This window comes from Natrinema gari JCM 14663 (assembly GCF_000337175.1).
Lineage (GTDB): Archaea > Halobacteriota > Halobacteria > Halobacteriales > Natrialbaceae > Natrinema > Natrinema gari.
In genome coordinates, this window is sequence record NZ_AOIJ01000057.1 from 55704 (window position 1) to 70290 (window position 14587).

The 14587-nt window shown below is 65.5% G+C and carries 13 protein-coding genes, 3 tRNA genes, 1 other RNA gene and 2 pseudogenes; 14 read left to right on the top strand and 5 right to left on the bottom strand.

Annotated features, from left to right (window positions below; genetic code table 11):
- Positions 1-43 precede the first annotated feature (43 nt).
- The 3 genes from C486_RS12875 (at position 44) to C486_RS12885 (ending at position 3141) form a co-directional block, all read left to right on the top strand.
- Positions 44-1606, top strand: a complete 1563-nt coding sequence (locus tag C486_RS12875) for an Hvo_1808 family surface protein (protein ID WP_008456820.1) — start codon at positions 44-46, stop codon at positions 1604-1606.
- A gap of 30 nt (positions 1607-1636) precedes the next feature.
- Positions 1637-2797: a nicotinate phosphoribosyltransferase gene (locus tag C486_RS12880; protein ID WP_008456822.1), complete on the top strand. Its 1161-nt coding sequence runs from the start codon at positions 1637-1639 to the stop codon at positions 2795-2797.
- 83 nt (positions 2798-2880) lie between these two features.
- A complete protein-coding gene (locus C486_RS12885) occupies positions 2881-3141 on the top strand; it encodes a hypothetical protein (RefSeq protein ID WP_008456824.1) in 261 nt (86 codons plus the stop codon).
- A gap of 55 nt (positions 3142-3196) precedes the next feature.
- Here C486_RS12885 and C486_RS12890 read toward each other — a convergent pair whose 3' ends face one another.
- The gene (locus C486_RS12890) at positions 3197-3796 is read right to left on the bottom strand and encodes a TIGR00296 family protein (protein WP_008456827.1); all 600 of its coding nucleotides are present in this window, start codon (positions 3794-3796) and stop codon (positions 3197-3199) included.
- A 139-nt stretch (positions 3797-3935) separates the two neighbouring features.
- Positions 3936-4724, bottom strand: coding sequence for an alpha/beta hydrolase (locus C486_RS12895; RefSeq protein WP_241432505.1), 789 nt, complete (start codon positions 4722-4724; stop codon positions 3936-3938).
- A 390-nt stretch (positions 4725-5114) separates the two neighbouring features.
- Between C486_RS12895 and rnpB the strand changes: the two genes are divergently transcribed.
- An RNA gene (rnpB, locus tag C486_RS12955) (RNase P RNA component) lies at positions 5115-5567 on the top strand.
- An 80-nt stretch (positions 5568-5647) separates the two neighbouring features.
- Positions 5648-6043, top strand: coding sequence for a hypothetical protein (locus tag C486_RS12900; protein ID WP_008456830.1), 396 nt, complete (start codon positions 5648-5650; stop codon positions 6041-6043).
- Positions 6044-6356: 313 nt separating this feature from the next.
- Here C486_RS12900 and C486_RS12905 read toward each other — a convergent pair.
- Positions 6357-6429, bottom strand: a tRNA-Arg gene (locus C486_RS12905).
- 277 nt (positions 6430-6706) lie between these two features.
- Between C486_RS12905 and C486_RS12910 the strand changes: the two genes are divergently transcribed.
- The 3 genes from C486_RS12910 (at position 6707) to C486_RS12920 (ending at position 9698) form a co-directional block, all read left to right on the top strand.
- Positions 6707-8164 carry a single-stranded DNA binding protein gene (locus C486_RS12910; RefSeq protein WP_008456833.1) on the top strand — a complete coding sequence of 486 codons (1458 nt, stop codon included), beginning with the start codon at positions 6707-6709 and terminating at the stop codon, positions 8162-8164.
- Between the two features lie 66 nt (positions 8165-8230).
- Positions 8231-8662: a histone gene (locus tag C486_RS12915; RefSeq protein WP_007110411.1), complete on the top strand. Its 432-nt coding sequence runs from the start codon at positions 8231-8233 to the stop codon at positions 8660-8662.
- Between the two features lie 4 nt (positions 8663-8666).
- On the top strand, positions 8667-9698 hold the full coding sequence (locus tag C486_RS12920; RefSeq protein ID WP_008456836.1) for a histone deacetylase family protein: 1032 nt from the start codon (positions 8667-8669) through the stop codon (positions 9696-9698).
- Positions 9699-9704: 6 nt separating this feature from the next.
- Here C486_RS12920 and cca read toward each other — a convergent pair whose 3' ends face one another.
- Positions 9705-11150 (bottom strand): CCA tRNA nucleotidyltransferase, encoded by a 1446-nt coding sequence (gene cca / locus C486_RS12925; RefSeq protein ID WP_008456838.1) that lies wholly within the window; start codon positions 11148-11150, stop codon positions 9705-9707.
- A 95-nt stretch (positions 11151-11245) separates the two neighbouring features.
- On the opposite strand from cca, the gene C486_RS12930 reads away from it, so the two are divergent.
- The 4 genes and pseudogenes from C486_RS12930 (at position 11246) to C486_RS12945 (ending at position 12755) form a co-directional block, all read left to right on the top strand.
- A tRNA-Asn gene (locus tag C486_RS12930) sits at positions 11246-11318 on the top strand.
- A gap of 144 nt (positions 11319-11462) precedes the next feature.
- The gene (locus C486_RS12935) at positions 11463-12050 is read left to right on the top strand and encodes a MogA/MoaB family molybdenum cofactor biosynthesis protein (RefSeq protein WP_008456840.1); all 588 of its coding nucleotides are present in this window, start codon (positions 11463-11465) and stop codon (positions 12048-12050) included.
- Between the two features lie 5 nt (positions 12051-12055).
- Positions 12056-12454 (top strand): annotated as a pseudogene (locus C486_RS12940) (ABC transporter permease); the annotation flags it as partial.
- Positions 12447-12755 (top strand): ATP-binding cassette domain-containing protein, encoded by a 309-nt coding sequence (locus C486_RS12945; RefSeq protein ID WP_008456846.1) that lies wholly within the window; start codon positions 12447-12449, stop codon positions 12753-12755. The pseudogene C486_RS12940 and the gene C486_RS12945, both read left to right, overlap by 8 nt.
- On the opposite strand, the gene C486_RS21730 is transcribed toward C486_RS12945, so the two are convergent.
- The gene (locus C486_RS21730) at positions 12677-12910 is read right to left on the bottom strand and encodes a hypothetical protein (protein WP_169316579.1); all 234 of its coding nucleotides are present in this window, start codon (positions 12908-12910) and stop codon (positions 12677-12679) included. The two genes, C486_RS12945 and C486_RS21730, sit on opposite strands and share 79 nt — an antisense overlap.
- An 81-nt stretch (positions 12911-12991) precedes the next feature.
- Between C486_RS21730 and C486_RS22830 the strand changes: the two are divergent.
- Together C486_RS22830 and C486_RS12950 are read left to right on the top strand one after the other, a co-directional pair.
- A pseudogene (locus C486_RS22830) lies at positions 12992-13816 on the top strand (oligopeptide/dipeptide ABC transporter ATP-binding protein); the annotation flags it as partial.
- A gap of 36 nt (positions 13817-13852) precedes the next feature.
- Positions 13853-13959: transfer RNA gene (locus C486_RS12950), tRNA-Ile, on the top strand.
- The last annotated feature ends 628 nt before the right edge of the window (positions 13960-14587 follow it).

Here is a 14587-nt window from a genome sequence, read left to right on the forward strand (position 1 = left end):
GCCGATCGACGCCCATTTTACCGTCTCGGCGAACACTGACGCAATGAGGCTTCGCCTGTTCGCGGTGCTCGCACTGGTCGTTCTCTCGGGCTGTGCACTCCCCGGCAGCCAGAGCGGGTTCGACACCGACCGCGATCTCGGATACGTCGGCGACTACGCCCACGACGATACCTTCGCGTTCGATACGGCCGACGGCCTCACCGAGCCCCAACTCGAGGCGGTGAAGTACCGGTCGATGGCCCGGATCGAGGTCGTCCGCGGGCTGAAGTACGAGCGCGATGTCTCCCTCGAGGTCGTGAGCCGCGCCGCCTACCGCGACCAGCGGGCGGGCGGAACCGGGAACGCGTCGGCGTTCGAGAACGAGATCTGGCGGGGCGCGTTCGTCGTCGACGGCGAGACCGACGTCGAGCGGGCGTTCGACGACCTCTACGGCGATTCGATCCAGGGCTACTACGTCGACGACCGGATCGTCATCATCACCGAGGACGCCGACGATATCCGGATCGATCGCCGGACCCTGGTCCACGAGCTGACACACGCCTTACAGGACCAGCACTTCGGCATCGGACGCGAGAGCGAGACGATCGACGGCGTCCGCGCCGAAAACGGGCTGCTCGAGGGCGACGCGGACTACGTTCCCGACCGGTACGATCGCCGCTGCGGGGCCGAGTGGCAGTGTCTCTCCGACACCCAGCCGCCGGCGGCGTCCGGCGCGGGGCTGACCGACCGTCCGTTCAACGTCGGCCTGTTCCTCTCGATCTACGCCCCCTACGCCGAGGGGCCGCCGTTCGTCGCCGCCCTCCACGAGCGCGGCGGCTGGGAGGCCGTCGATCGCGCTCACGACGAGCCGCCCCGAAGCACCGCCCAACTGATTCACCCCGAGCGCTATCCCGACACGCGGCCGGTCGACATCACCGTTGCGGACCGCTCGAGCGACGACTGGCACCCCATTACCGACCGAGCGGATGCGACCGACGACGGGAACGGAACCGCCGGTACCGGCGGCGAGCCCCGCACGGAGACGGTCGGCGAGGCGACGCTGTTCGCGACCCTCTGGGCTAACGGCGTGATCGACCGCCCGCTCACCGCGGGGACACCGAACCGCGCCCAGTACAACTACTCGCATCCCGCGACCGAGGGCTGGGCCGGCGACAGCATTCAGGTCTATCGGCACGCGGACGAGCCGACCCGGACCGGCCACGTCTGGCGACTCGAGTGGGACACACCGACGGACGCGGCCGAGTTCGCCGACGCGTACCGTCGGCTCCTCGAGACTCGGGGGGCCGAGCCGGTCGAATCCACTGCCGGCGTCTTTCGGATTCCGGACGACGACCCCTTTGCCGGCGCGTATCGCGTTTCGAGTACCGGAACGACGGTCGACATCGTCGGCGCGCCGGCCGTCGGCGACCTCGGAGCGATCCACGCCACAGCTCCCGGCTCGACGTCGCCGCCCGAGTCCGCGGCCGCTCTCGAGTCGGAGACCACCGCCGCGTCGACGGCGACTGCTAACCCGTCGGTGGCACCGCCCGTTGCGGTACCGACATCGACCGCCGTCGTCGATCCGGCGACGGGGCGGCAATCGCCGCGCTCGCCGGCAGACGGGTAGTTTTTTTGTCTCCCACGGGAAACCGGCGATATGTCAAACCCGTTCGGCACCGTTCCCCCGGCAGCGATTCTCGAGGGGGATGCCACCGATGCGTACTTCGAGCGCACGCGGGCCACGCTCGAGCACGCGGAGAAGAACCCCCACGTCGTCGCCGAAGTGACCGCCGACCAGTTCCCGACCGGCAGCTTCGACGTCTTCACCGGCGTAAGGGACATTGCGACGCTGTTCGAAGGGCGGGACGTCGATATCGATGCGCTCCCGGACGGCCAACTGTTCGACGGCGGTCCGGTCCTCCGCATCGAGGGTCCGTACCTCTCGTTTGCCGAACTCGAGACGTCGCTGCTTGGCTTCCTCTCACAGCCGAGCGGCTTTGCGACGGCCGCGCTCGAGGCCCGACTGGCCGCCCCGGACTCGCTCGTCCTCTCCTTCGGCGCGCGGCACGTCCATCCCTCGATCGCCTCGACGGTCGAACGAGCGTCGCTGCTGGCCGGGCTGGACGGGTTCTCCCACGTCGCGGCGGGCGACATACTTGACCGAGAGGCGGGTGGAACGATGCCCCACGCGCTCATGTTCTGTTTCGGCGAGGGCAATCAGGCCGACGCATGGACGGCGTTCGACGAGGCCGTCGACGAGGACGTGCCCCGAATCGCGCTGGTCGATACCTTCTGGGACGAGAAAAGCGAAAGCCTGCTCGCAGCCGAGACGCTCGGCGACGACTTGGACGGGGTCCGGATCGACACCACCGGCTCCCGACGGGGCGACTTCAGACACATCATCCGCGAGGTCCGCTGGGAACTCGACGCTCGAGGCCGGGAGGACGTCGATATCTTCTGTAGCGGCGGGATCGACCCCGACTCGATCCGGGCCCTGCGCGACGTCGCCGACGGCTTCGGCGTCGGCAGCCACATCACCGGTGCCGACTCGGTGGACTTCAGTCTCGACATCGTCGAAATCGAGGGCGAACCGATCTCCAAACGTGGCAAACTGTCGGGAGTCAAGGACGTCTATCGAACGCCCGCGGGCGGCCACCACGTCGCGCTCGCCGACGGCGACGCGCCGGACGGCGGCGACTCCCTGCTCGAGCCGCTCGTCCGCGACGGCGACATCGTCCGCACGTTCGCTCTCGAGGACGCGACCGAGCGCTGTCTCGAAGACGCCAGTGCGGTCGGGTTCGGCGAGTCGACGGCGTAATTCGACGGCCGGCGGCCCGTCGACGAACCGAGAACAAACGTTGGGGAGTTGGACTTTTTGCCGTGGGAACGAACGTCCCGGTAATGAGCGCACAGACGCGGTCCAACGCCAGCTACTCCGACATCGCCACCCAGTTGGCGATCCGTCTCGTCCTCGTCTTCGCGGTCGCCGGGGTCTGTACGTGGGTCCTGCTCCCGTGGCCGTCCGTCCTGTCGGTACCGCTCGTCCTCGTCGTCGACCTGATCGCTCTCTGGGTTTCCGTCCACTACGTGTTCGCGGCCCTGAACGATCTGCTCGACAGCAAACTCGCCGATCTGAATCGACCGTCGGGTTCGGGCGACTGAATCGGTATTTCCGGTAGAAATCGCGATACTCGTCGATCGACGGCCGTCGGAGCCGCTACACTTCCTCGATACTCCCGTCGGCGTCGCGCTCGCGGAACACCTGTCCCTCGAACAGCGTCACGACGACATCGTCGTCCTGCCAGGCCCCCGGTGCGAGTTTCGCTTTCCGGCAGGTTCGATCGAGGTACTCACGGGCGCTCCAGTCGTTTTGGACCGGTACCGTCGGGTAGAGCCAGCCACCCTCGCCGCCGTCGATGGCGACGCCGTGGGTACCGAGCTCGAGGTCGGCCAGCGGATCGTCCGTCAGGAGGACGTTCTTGACGGTACAGACCGAGACCGTGAGGTTCGGCAGTTCCGACGGGCTCACTTCCGAGCCACAGGAGTCCTCGCTGGCGGCCTCGATCGCCGCGTCGACGATGACGTGGCCGAGTTGATCGTCCGAGCGGTAGCCGCCCGCACAGCCCCGCAGGCTCCCCCGACCGCGGGTCGACTCGAGGCGGACGAACGCCCCCGTTCGCTCGTAGAAGGCTTCGCGCATGCTACCCGGTTGTTCTCGTTGCCCGTGTTGTACGTAAGATTCGACGGATTCGCGCGCGAGTTCGACCGCGCGAGCCCCGTCTTCGTAGGAGAGGTCAGCGCCCTGTCGCTGGGACATACAGATGGACAAGGGGATAGTCGTCCTAAAGCGCTTCCATTCGTCTCGAGACCACGGGACCACGCGAAACGGGCGATACATTCGCTAGCCGTGACCTCGAGAATTGGATGCGGACGGTCGACTCCCAAGCGCGGGTCGATCAGCCGAAGTCACTGACCACCTGGTCCATACAGCCGATCGGTCGATCCGGCTCGAAGTACGTGCAGTGCCCGGGCACGGACCCCGTGACGTCGACATCGCGGTAGTTGCTCGGCGTCGAGCCGCTGTCCCACCAGCCCCTGCAGTCCGCACCGTCACAGCCCAGTCCGTCCTTGATCGTGGTCACGTCGTAAATCGTACAGATAGTTCCGTCGTTCTCGGAGCGGTAGCTATATACCGCCGTCGCGGACGTTCGAATTCCCGCGGCGTATCGACCATCGTCACAGACCGAATCGTTCTCGATGGCAGCCCCGAGCAGCGCGACGGTATCGAGGACGACGTCACCATCGAGTTCGGTGAGGGCCCCGAGTATCACGCGGACTCCCAGCGAGTGGCCGACGACGCGAATCGTCGTCCCCGAGTCCCGTTGGAACGCCTCGCGGAACCACCGACCCAGCCGGACGCCGGCGTCGTCTGCGGTGTCTTCTGCCGCCCAGAAGTTCAGCGTATCCGAGGCCCACGACGCGGTGATCACCGGTGCGTGGTAGCCTGCGTTCTGAAGCGCCCGCTCGAGCACGTACGCCTGGTCGTCGCTCCGGGCCCGTCCTTTCCAGCCGTGAACGTACAGACAGAATTCGTCCTCGCTTGGCCCTCCGATCTGGGGGCTCTCCTGTGTGAGATCTACCGTGGGGAACTCCACCGGTGCAGTCGGCCAGTTCGTACAGTCTTTGAGTTCGCCCCCGAACGCCGAGCCACTGATCGCGGTCAGTCCGGTCACACTGGCTGCCACGGTCGACGTCGCTCGGAGTAGCTGTCGGCGCGTCGGTTCGTTCGAACGAGTCTCCTGTTCTCTGCCATCTCCTCCCTTGGTATCTTTGCGCATGCATCGTCCATCCCAAAACTAATACTGAATAAATAAGTTTGGGCGGGCGACCCGGGCCCCTCTCGTTGCCGACCGCTGGGTCCACTCGAGGGGACTGTGACCGCTCCGTGGGGAGATTGGCCGCCTCACCGCTTCGAAAGCGATTTCGGCCGATCGAGGAACTTATTCCGCAGAGGCCTCTATGAAGACTGGGAGAGAGAGCCTGGCTGCCGCGATGGTGTTACCGGCAACGGTGGCATCACCACAGCCCGGCGTGGCTCCGCGAGTCGCGCCAGGCGATACGTGGCCCGTCCCATCGGGACGCGCAACGCCTGCGAGGAAAGTCCCCCCACCTGTTCGGGCAGGTGACCGGGCGCAAGTCCGGAGCGGGAGACCGCTGGCTCTGGAACAGAAACGACACGTCTCGGCCCGACCGATGATGCGCGCGAACCCGACCGAGAGGAAGGGGAGTTGACCCGCAGAGGGATGCGCGGTCCTATGGACCGCGAAACGTGAGGCGGCGCGAGCCGCCGAACTGGCGAGCGGCAACCGCCGCAAGCCGTGTGCGGTCGTCAAACTGTGGTTCGAATCCACGGGTCACGTTCGTCGTGATCGATCGCACACGGACGGCCGAGGATCGATGGAACGGCGAACCCTCACCGGTGCAAGTCCGCGCCGTGGTAGCCCGAACGCCCCGCGGCCTCGCCGCGGACGGTGCGGACGCTCAGCCGAATGCCGGGTCGAACAGAAGGGGGCTTACTCCTCTCACCCAGTTTTGTACTCGAGCGGTCGCTATCCTCGCAGAAACCTCTGACAGAAGTTATTTATTCCCTGTCACGCTCGGTTCTGATATGAACAGCCGCGAAGTCGTCGTCTATCTCGGGGCCATACTGCTGGCGTTCGTGGGGTTACTCGTAGCTGGTTTTGTGGCGTATGTCCTCGAGTTCAACTCAGACATGGTGGAGATCGCAATGTTGCTCGTGTTCTACGGGATCGCACTCGGCGGCGGCCATCTGTACCTCGCGCTCCGAAACGAGGGCAGCGACGTGCCACCGTCCGCACGATGGCGATATCTCGCGGTTCTCATCATCCTCCTCGTCGCAGGTGCTGCACTCGCCGTCAACGGTGAGCAGACCATCGCAACGATCGAACTCAGGACAATCGGACGGGCCGTTATCGGCGTGACGATCGTCGGCTACGTCCTGACTGAAGCCGTCGACGGCTATCGGACGGTTCGCTCGAGTTGATTCGCCAATTTCCGCGGACAAGTTTCATCGATATCAGCCGCTCGCTTCGTTCACGGTTTGGTGTCGGTAGATGTGTCCTGACGGAGTCCAACGCGAACGAAGTGAGCGTTGGGCACGTCAGGACCGAACCCGAGAGCGGGCGCTGAGCAATTCGAAGCGCCCGCAATAAGTGAGCGTCCTGACGGAGATTTGAACACGGGAAGACGGTCGGCCTCACTTCGTTCGGCCGCTGCGACTTCTCTGCTCAAATCTCCGGGGAGTTTCCTTCAGCACGGACTGCTCGCTACGCTCGCAGTGTTGTGCTGAAGAGAAACGTCCTGACGGAGATTTGAACTCCGGTCCCTGGCTCCGCAAGCCAAGAGGATAGTCCACTACCCTATCAGGACTCATCTCTTCATACCCCGGTGAACATTAAAGCCCTTTCGAAAGGCCCCCGTCGTCGTCCCTGATTCACATGGTCTGCACGTGAAGGTTTATATACAGAACCGCGGCCAGTCGAGCGCGTGACTCCCCACTGGCACCCCCTTGAGCGAGCGGCCGACTGCGGCGGTTCGACGCGGGTAGAATCGACCGACGGAGCCGGATCATCGGCTGTCGGCCGGCACCGGCCAGGACGCCGAATGGATAACGCTTATGCGCGGGCTGACCATGCACGAGCATAGAATGAGCGACATCGAGGGCGTATATGAGGACCTCGAGGCCGACGTTTCTCTCGAGGAGTTTCGCGAGGCCGTCGAGGCGAAAGTCGAGCAGATGGGTGGACTCGCGGACGAGGAGACGGCGGCGATGCTCGTCGCTCACGAAGTCGGCGAGAGCGAGGTCGGCGGCATCGCCGACATCGAACCCGGAATGGAGGAGGCGAAGTTCGTCGCGAAAGTGCTCTCGATCGGCGAGAAACGGACCTTCGAGCGCGACGGCGAAGACGAGGACGGGCAGGTCGTCAACGTCGAGGTCGCGGACGAGACCGGGTCCGTTCGAGCGGCCTTCTGGGACGACCACGCCGAAGCGGCCATCGACGAACTCGAGGAGGGACAGGTCCTGCGGATCGCGGGCCGTCCCAAGGAGGGCTTTTCGGGCGTCGAGATCAGCGTGGATAACGTCGAACCGGACCCCGACACCGAGATCGACGTTCAGGTCTCCGATACGTACACCGTCGAGGACCTTTCGCTTGGCCTCTCGAACGTCAACCTCGTCGGCTTGCTTCTGGATACCGACAGCGTCCGCACGTTCGACCGCGACGACGGCTCCGAGGGGAAAGTCTCGAACCTCGTCCTCGGGGATTCGACCGGCCGCGTTCGCGTCACGCTCTGGGACGAGCAAGCGGCCCTCGCCACGGAGCTCGAGACCGGGACCACTGTCGAGGTGATCGATGGCTACGTCAAGGACCGCGACGGCAGCCTCGAACTCCACGTCGGCAACCGCGGTGCCGTCGAGGAAATCGACGCGGAGGTCGAGTACGTTCCCGAGAACACGCCGATCGAAGACGTCGAAATCGACCAAGTGGTCGACATCGCGGGCGTCATCCGGTCGGCCGATCCGAAGCGGACGTTCGACCGCGATGACGGTTCGGAGGGGCAGGTCCGCAACATCCGCGTCCAAGACGCGACCGACGATATCCGCGTCGCCCTCTGGGGCGACAAGGCCGACCTCGACGTGGGCCCGGGGGACGAGGTCGCACTCGGCGATGTCGAAATTCAGGACGGCTGGCAGGACGATCTCGAGGCCTCGGCGGGGTGGCAGTCGACGATCACGGTTCTCGAGTCCGAGTCGTCCGGTCCCGACGCGGCCGACGACGATTCGAGCGGCTCGACGGACGAAAACGCCGGTCTATCGGCGTTTGCTGGCGACGAAGACGGCTCGCAGACGACGGACGGCACCGGCCGGACCGACGCGGCGGAATCGGCCGACACCGCCAGCACGGATGCCGGCTCGGACGACCCCGACGACGGCGAGGAACTCGAGTTCACCGGCGTCGTCGTTCAGGCCGGCAGCCCGGTCGTTCTCGACGACGGCGAGACGACGATGAGCGTCGCGACCGACGCCGACGTCGGTCTCGGGGAGGAGGTAACCGCCCGCGGGGTCGTTCGCGACGGGCATCTCGAAGCAAACGACGTGTTCTGAGGTCGCGAGCAACCTCATCGTCCGCCTAGGAAAAGCGTTAAGGGAGTCAGCTTCGCCTATGATTATATGAACGTCGAACTCCCGTTCGCCCCGGTGGATACGATCATCCGGCGAAACGCGGGCGATCTTCGGGTGAGTGCCGACGCGTCGAAGGAACTCGCAACGCGGATTCAGGAACACGGGAGCGAACTCGCCATCGACGCCGCCGGGGAGGCCACGGCCGACGGCCGCAAGACGCTCATGGCCCAGGACTTCGGCGTCGAGACGGTCGTCGACAAGGACGACCTCGAGTTGCCGGTCGCTCCGGTCGATCGCATCGCCAGGCTGGAGATCGACGATCGATATCGGGTTTCAATGGACGCCCGCGTCGCGTTGGCCGACATCCTCGAGGACTACGCGGACAACGTCGCGCAGGCGGCCGCGGTCCTCGCACACCACGCCGACCGGCGAACGATCACCGACGACGACATCGAGACGTACTTCTCGTTGTTCGAGTGAGCAGATGCAGTTCGGCTACAGCGAGCTCTGTCTCGCACATGACCCCGGTTCGCGCCATCCAGAGTCGCCGGACCGGCTACGGGCGATCCGCGAACGGCTGAAGAAGAAACACGGCGTCGAGTACGTCGAGGCCGACCCCTGCGACCTCGATCGGATGGCAACCGTCCACGAACGTGACTACCTCGAGTCGGTCCGGGAGTTCTGTGCCGACGGCGGCGGCAGTTGGGACCCCGACACGACCGCCGTCGAGGAAACGTGGGCGGCGATCCGCCGGAGCGCCGGACTCGCCTGCTGGGCCGCCGAGGCGGCCCTCGAGGGTGCGACCGGTCGCGACACGCCGTTTTCGATCGGTCGGCCGCCGGGACACCACGCCGTCTCCGACAACGCGATGGGGTTTTGCTTCGTCGACAACGTGGCCGTCGCGGCCCAGCACGCCCTCGACCACGACGCGTACGACGTCGACCGGGTCGCGATCATCGATTGGGACGTCCATCACGGCAACGGCACGCAGGACATCTTCTACGACAGGGACGACGTCTTCTTCGTCTCGCTTCACGAACAGGGGCTCTATCCGGGCACCGGCGACATCGACGAAACCGGGACAAGAGCGGGCGAGGGAACGACGATGAACATCCCGATGCCCGCTGGAACGGACGACCGCGATTATCTGGCCGCGCTTGAGGGTCCGATCACCGCCGCGCTCACCGACTTCGATCCGGATCTGTTGTTGATCAGCGCCGGCTTCGACGCCCACCGTCACGATCCGATCTCGCGGATTCGCCTCTCGACGGAGGCCTATGCCCTGCTGAGTGACCGCGTTCGATCCCTCGCCGCCGACACCGACGCCGCACTGGCGTTCGTTCTCGAGGGAGGGTACGGGCTAGATGTCCTCGCGGACAGCGTCGCACTCGTCCACGAAACGTTCGACGGGCGCGAACCGATAGAACCCGACGACGAACCAGGCGACAAAGCGAAAGCGGCGCTCAAGGACGTTATCGACGCCCACGGCCTCGAGATCACTCCGGACGAGTGCTAGCCGCCCTCAGGGACGCGGTGTGAAGTACTCGGCGAGTTCCGGCCCGAACTCGTCGAGCAGTGCCACGATATCGTCGCCGCTCAGTACCTCATAGCCGTCTTCGAGTGCCGTTTCGACGTGTGCACCCAGCCCCACGTCGAAGAGTCGGTCGCTCTCGAGGAACCCGCGGGCAGTCGTGAACGCCCGGTCGCGCTCGGTGACGTAGCGGCCGCCCTCGATGAAGGGGCCGTAGGCGTCGGAATCCTCGGCGTAGGCGTCGTAGAACCCCTCCGCGTGGTTGCGGACGTGGACCGGCGGCCCCTCGTGGCGCTCGACGGCGGGGCGCTCGCTGACGGCGAGCTCGACGAGGACGGCCGCGGTCTCGTCGGCGACTGCCGTCGCACGGAAGACGTCGAACCCGCGGTCGTCGAGGCCAGTCGTGATACCGTCGAGTGACTTCCGTAGCTGCGGGTACAGCTGGTCTGCCACGAGGTCGGGGGCCTCGAACCGGACGGCGACGGGCGTGGTCCCGCGGCGCTCGAGGTGGTCCCGGAGGTCGACTTCGGTCAGCGGCGCCGGGTCGTCGGGTTCGAACACGTCGATTCGGGGACGCTCGAGGAACGATCGGGCGTAGTGCTGGAACCGAGCGACGTTGTCGGACGCGCAGACGGCGGCGACGTTGCGATCGGGATCGGTCGGATCGATAACGACGAGCGGGTCGTCGAACGTTTCCCGGCCGTGCTCTTCGGGATCGAGCTCGACCGGCGGCTGCCAGTCGGCGACGGCGGCGAGCAACGGCCGAAAGCCGCCGTACTCGACGACGAGCAGTTCGGTGAGGTAGCCGCTAAAGCCCCGCGTCCGAAGGTCGCTACCGTAGGCACCGATGCCCTTCAAGAACTGTTTCGTGAGGCGAACGTCGGCGGCCAACTCGTCGTCCAGCCGTTGCTGAAGGTACCTGGTGTGGAACGGCGTTCGGTCGACCGCCGAGCGAATCTCGGTCGCCGACTCGAGGCGAAAACAGGGGACGACGTCGATCTCGAACCCCTCGACGGTCCCTTTGACGTAGGGATGTTCGGCGTACTCCTCGTGGCCGTCGGGGATGGTGGCGTGGCCGACCTCGAGACCGTAGTCCGCTAACGTCTCTCGGTCGAGCGACGGCGGAAAGCGGACGAAGATGTCGATGTCGCGGTCGCCGCTGATCCAGGTGTTGCGGGCGGTCGAGCCGACCTGTAGGACGTCGGCGTCGGCACACAGTTCCGTCGCCGCCGTTTCGGCCCGCTCCATGAGCCGATCGGCGATGTCGCGAAGCCGCGCCCGTTCGTCTTCGTCCGGATCGACTCGATCGCGAACCGCCGCCACGACTCGCTCGAGATCGCGAGCACCGTCCCGCTCGTCGGTCTCGCCGCCAGTGTGGTCGCCGCGGTGGCTGCTCGTGGGGCCGTGATCGACGCCGTCGCCGTCCTCCTCGCTCATTGGGCGTGCGTACTCGAGCAGTGCGTGAAAGGGTATCGAACCCGATGCGGGGAAAACGAAAGCCCTATTAAATACACCCGACTATCCGATGATGAGCCGAAGTAGCTCAGATGGTAGAGCACCTCGCTGTTAACGAGGTTGTCCCAGGTTCGAGTCCTGGCTTCGGCGCTTCTTCCCGGTTTTCAGCTCGTCAATCGTTCGCACGGCTCTTGGCCTCTCGTCCCGATCGAGCGGTGAAACCGTCCGCGTTCGATCGCGGCTGTCGCGACCATCGGGGGAGGGATTATCCCCCTCCGCCAGCGTTGTGAACGTATGCCCAGCGATACCGACGACCGACGGAGTACCGACGACCACGGCCACGACATCATCAACCCGCTGTACGTCGGGATCGTCACGGTCTCGAGCTCGCGGGCGGGCGACGAGGACCCGGACGATCCGGGTGGAGATACCATCCGTGACTGTTTCGAGGCCGCGGGCCACGAGGTTCGAGAGCGAGTGCTGGTCCGGGACGATTACTCGGCGATCCGGACCGCGGTCCGCGGACTGGTCGCACGGCGGGACATCGACGTGGTCTGTACCACCGGCGGGACGGGGGTCACCGCCGACGACGTCTCGCCGGAGGCGACGTCGTCCCTGTTCGAGCGCGAACTGCCGGGCTTTGGCGAACTGTTCCGATCCCTCTCGTGGGACGAGGTCGGTACTCGAGCGATGGCTTCGCGTGCGACGGCCGGAATCGCGGTCGAGACGCCGGTCTTCTGTCTCCCGGGTAGCGAAAACGCCTGCGAAACCGCCTGTGAGGAGCTGATCGTTCCCGAGGCTCCACACCTCGCCGGGTTAGCGACACGGCATCGCACGGGCGGGACCGATCAGTCGCTGGTCGAGTACGGGATCGAAGACTGAACGGCCGTCTCGTCCGCCTGGTTTGGCTGCGGCGGGTCGTAGTCGATGCGTCCCGACTGACCGGTGCGCCCCGCCGCCGCGTGATTCGGCGACACATCTTGCCGAACGTCGCGGGTCCGGTCGTCGTACTGGCGACGCTCGATCTCGCCGGCGTCGCCCTCTCGGCCGCGGGGCTCTCCTTTCTCGGACTCGGTGCCCAACCGCCGACGCCCGAGTGGGGCACCATGCTCTCGACCGGCCGACACCACCTTCGGGACGCTGCGTGGCTGGTCAACGCACCGGGGGTCGCGATCGTCCTCTCGGTCCTCGGCTCGAACCTGCTGGGCGACGGGCTGCGGGACGCGCTCGATCCGAACGACCGGACCGAGCACAGCGTCGGGACGGGGGTGACCCGCCGTGACTGAGCCGTTGCTCGACGTCGACGACCTCCAGGTACGGTTCGATACCGGCTCGAGGACTGTCCGTGCGATCGACGGCCTCTCGCTGTCGGTCGGCTCGGGCGAGATCGTTGGCCTCGTCGGCGAGAGCGGCTGTGGCAAGTCCGCAGCCATCCGCGCGATCGCCGGCTTACACGGACCGACGCCCGCGTTTCGGGCACTGTCGCGTTCGATGACACCGACCTTCGGTCACTCCCCGACGACCGCCTTCTGCGGATTCGCGCGACGCGACTCTCGACGGTCTTTCAGGACCCGGCGGCGACCCTGACTCCGACGCGGACCGTCGGGTTCCACCTCGCGGAAGCCCTTCGGCTCGCCGACGAACCGACGACCGCGCTGGACGCGACGACGCAGGCGGCGATTCTGGACCTGCTTGCCGATCTCGTCGCCGAGCGGGACCTGGCGACGCTGCTCGTTAGCCATGATCTGGGCTCGTCGGCGACTACTGCGATCGGATCGCAGTCGCGTACGCCGGCGAGGTAGTCGAATCCGGGCCCCGCTGATCGCGTTCTCACGGCCCCACGCCATCCGTATACGCAAGCGCTGCTCGCCTGTCGGCTGACCGGAACGACGCCGGGCGAACGGCTCCCCACTATCGACGGGTCGGTCCCGGACCCCGCCACTGAGTCGTCCGGGTGCCCGTTCGCGTCCCGCTGCTCCCACGCGACCGATGCGTGTCACACGACGGCACCGCCGACGGTCGATCTCGGCACCGACGGCCGGGTCCGCTGTGGCGAACTCACGGCGATCGAGTCACTGCCCGAACAGCCCCCCTCCGGGTCACCCCCGGCCGCACACGATGACCGCACCCGATCCCGGCCGACCGCCTCGTCCGCTGCGACGGCAGCCACCGGCAACGACGGCGTCGAGGACCCCGACGATGCCCACTCTCGGTCGCCGGATTCGGACCGCTCGTCAGGGACTCTCGGCGTCGTCCGCCACCTCGCCGATCGTATCACCGTGATGCATGACGGTCGACTCGTGGAGTCGGGTACTGCAGAGCGTGTCTGTACAAATCCCGGGCGCGCGTACACGAAACAACTTCTTGCGGCAGCAACCGGGTCTTGCGGCAGCAACCGGGCTTGCATCTCCGGAACCGGATTCGCGGGACGACCGACGCGAGCGACCGAAACACGCCCCCAGCCGCGACGGCCGTTGATTCATCCCTCATCTCGGTCTCGCCGCTCCTTTTCTACCGCCGTCACCGACAGTGACTCACCACGTTCCGGCTCGCATCCGCACGTCGAGGGATCTCTCCTTCACCCATTCCGGCTCCCGTCCCTATCGCCCCGCGGTGTGACCGCTCGACTCGAGCGCGACAGAGAGTAAGGGTTAACTATATTCCACGGTTTCGTTCAAGCGCAAGGGCCCTTAGCTCAGTCTGGTTAGAGCGCTCGGCTCATAACACGACCTGACTGTGTGAGGTCGCGTGAGACACCGAGTGGTCGATGGTTCGAATCCGTCAGGGCCCATGGAGTGTCGCGAGGAGACGCGAGCGGCACGAAATGACCATCTCTCATTCGATTAGATGATGGCGAGCGTAGCGAACCGTCGGCGTAGTTACGTATCCGTCAGGGCCCGTAAAGTGAGATGTCCCCTCTCAAAAACCGGACTACCTCTTGTAGGTTCCTTCGATCGCTGTGCTATACCGGTGTGAAATACGGAACGGACTATCACTCAGTTTTGCACACTATTCTTGATTCGACTGGCAGTATCCCAATCGCGTTTATCGACCGGCTAGCTATCCGATAGCGATCCGGCCAACGTCGGTATCGGCGGACCAGTAAGACGTCCTTTCGGTGTGTGTTACTATCTATCTTTGGGCATTTGGTTCGTAGGCCTTAAGTAGTAACCAGCGATTGTGATTATATACGAAGAAAGAGGCGGTGTGCGTGGCGCACTCCGCTGCTTTGGATGGTTCCAGTCCGAAGGGGTTATATACTCCGGAGGGACTACGAATACATCCGCACGAGATGAGGATTCCACCCCTGCGGTCCGCCGTACAGATGGGATCTGATGTTAGCCTTGGTAGTTCGGTGACGCTCGATCGGTCGACGATCCGTGTCATCGAACGTGGACCATTGTGTGAGTGTGTACGAA

Coding starts and splice junctions, on each gene's coding strand:
- C486_RS12875 (WP_008456820.1), top strand. CDS start 44: ATGAGGCTTCGCCTGTTCGCGGTGCTCGCACTGGTCGTTCTCTCGGGC.
- C486_RS12880 (WP_008456822.1), top strand. CDS start 1,637: ATGTCAAACCCGTTCGGCACCGTTCCCCCGGCAGCGATTCTCGAGGGG.
- C486_RS12885 (WP_008456824.1), top strand. CDS start 2,881: ATGAGCGCACAGACGCGGTCCAACGCCAGCTACTCCGACATCGCCACC.
- C486_RS12890 (WP_008456827.1), bottom strand. CDS start 3,796: ATGTCCCAGCGACAGGGCGCTGACCTCTCCTACGAAGACGGGGCTCGC.
- C486_RS12900 (WP_008456830.1), top strand. CDS start 5,648: ATGAACAGCCGCGAAGTCGTCGTCTATCTCGGGGCCATACTGCTGGCG.
- C486_RS12910 (WP_008456833.1), top strand. CDS start 6,707: ATGAGCGACATCGAGGGCGTATATGAGGACCTCGAGGCCGACGTTTCT.
- C486_RS12915 (WP_007110411.1), top strand. CDS start 8,231: ATGAACGTCGAACTCCCGTTCGCCCCGGTGGATACGATCATCCGGCGA.
- C486_RS12920 (WP_008456836.1), top strand. CDS start 8,667: ATGCAGTTCGGCTACAGCGAGCTCTGTCTCGCACATGACCCCGGTTCG.
- cca (WP_008456838.1), bottom strand. CDS start 11,150: ATGAGCGAGGAGGACGGCGACGGCGTCGATCACGGCCCCACGAGCAGC.
- C486_RS12935 (WP_008456840.1), top strand. CDS start 11,463: ATGCCCAGCGATACCGACGACCGACGGAGTACCGACGACCACGGCCAC.
- C486_RS21730 (WP_169316579.1), bottom strand. CDS start 12,910: ATGGCTAACGAGCAGCGTCGCCAGGTCCCGCTCGGCGACGAGATCGGC.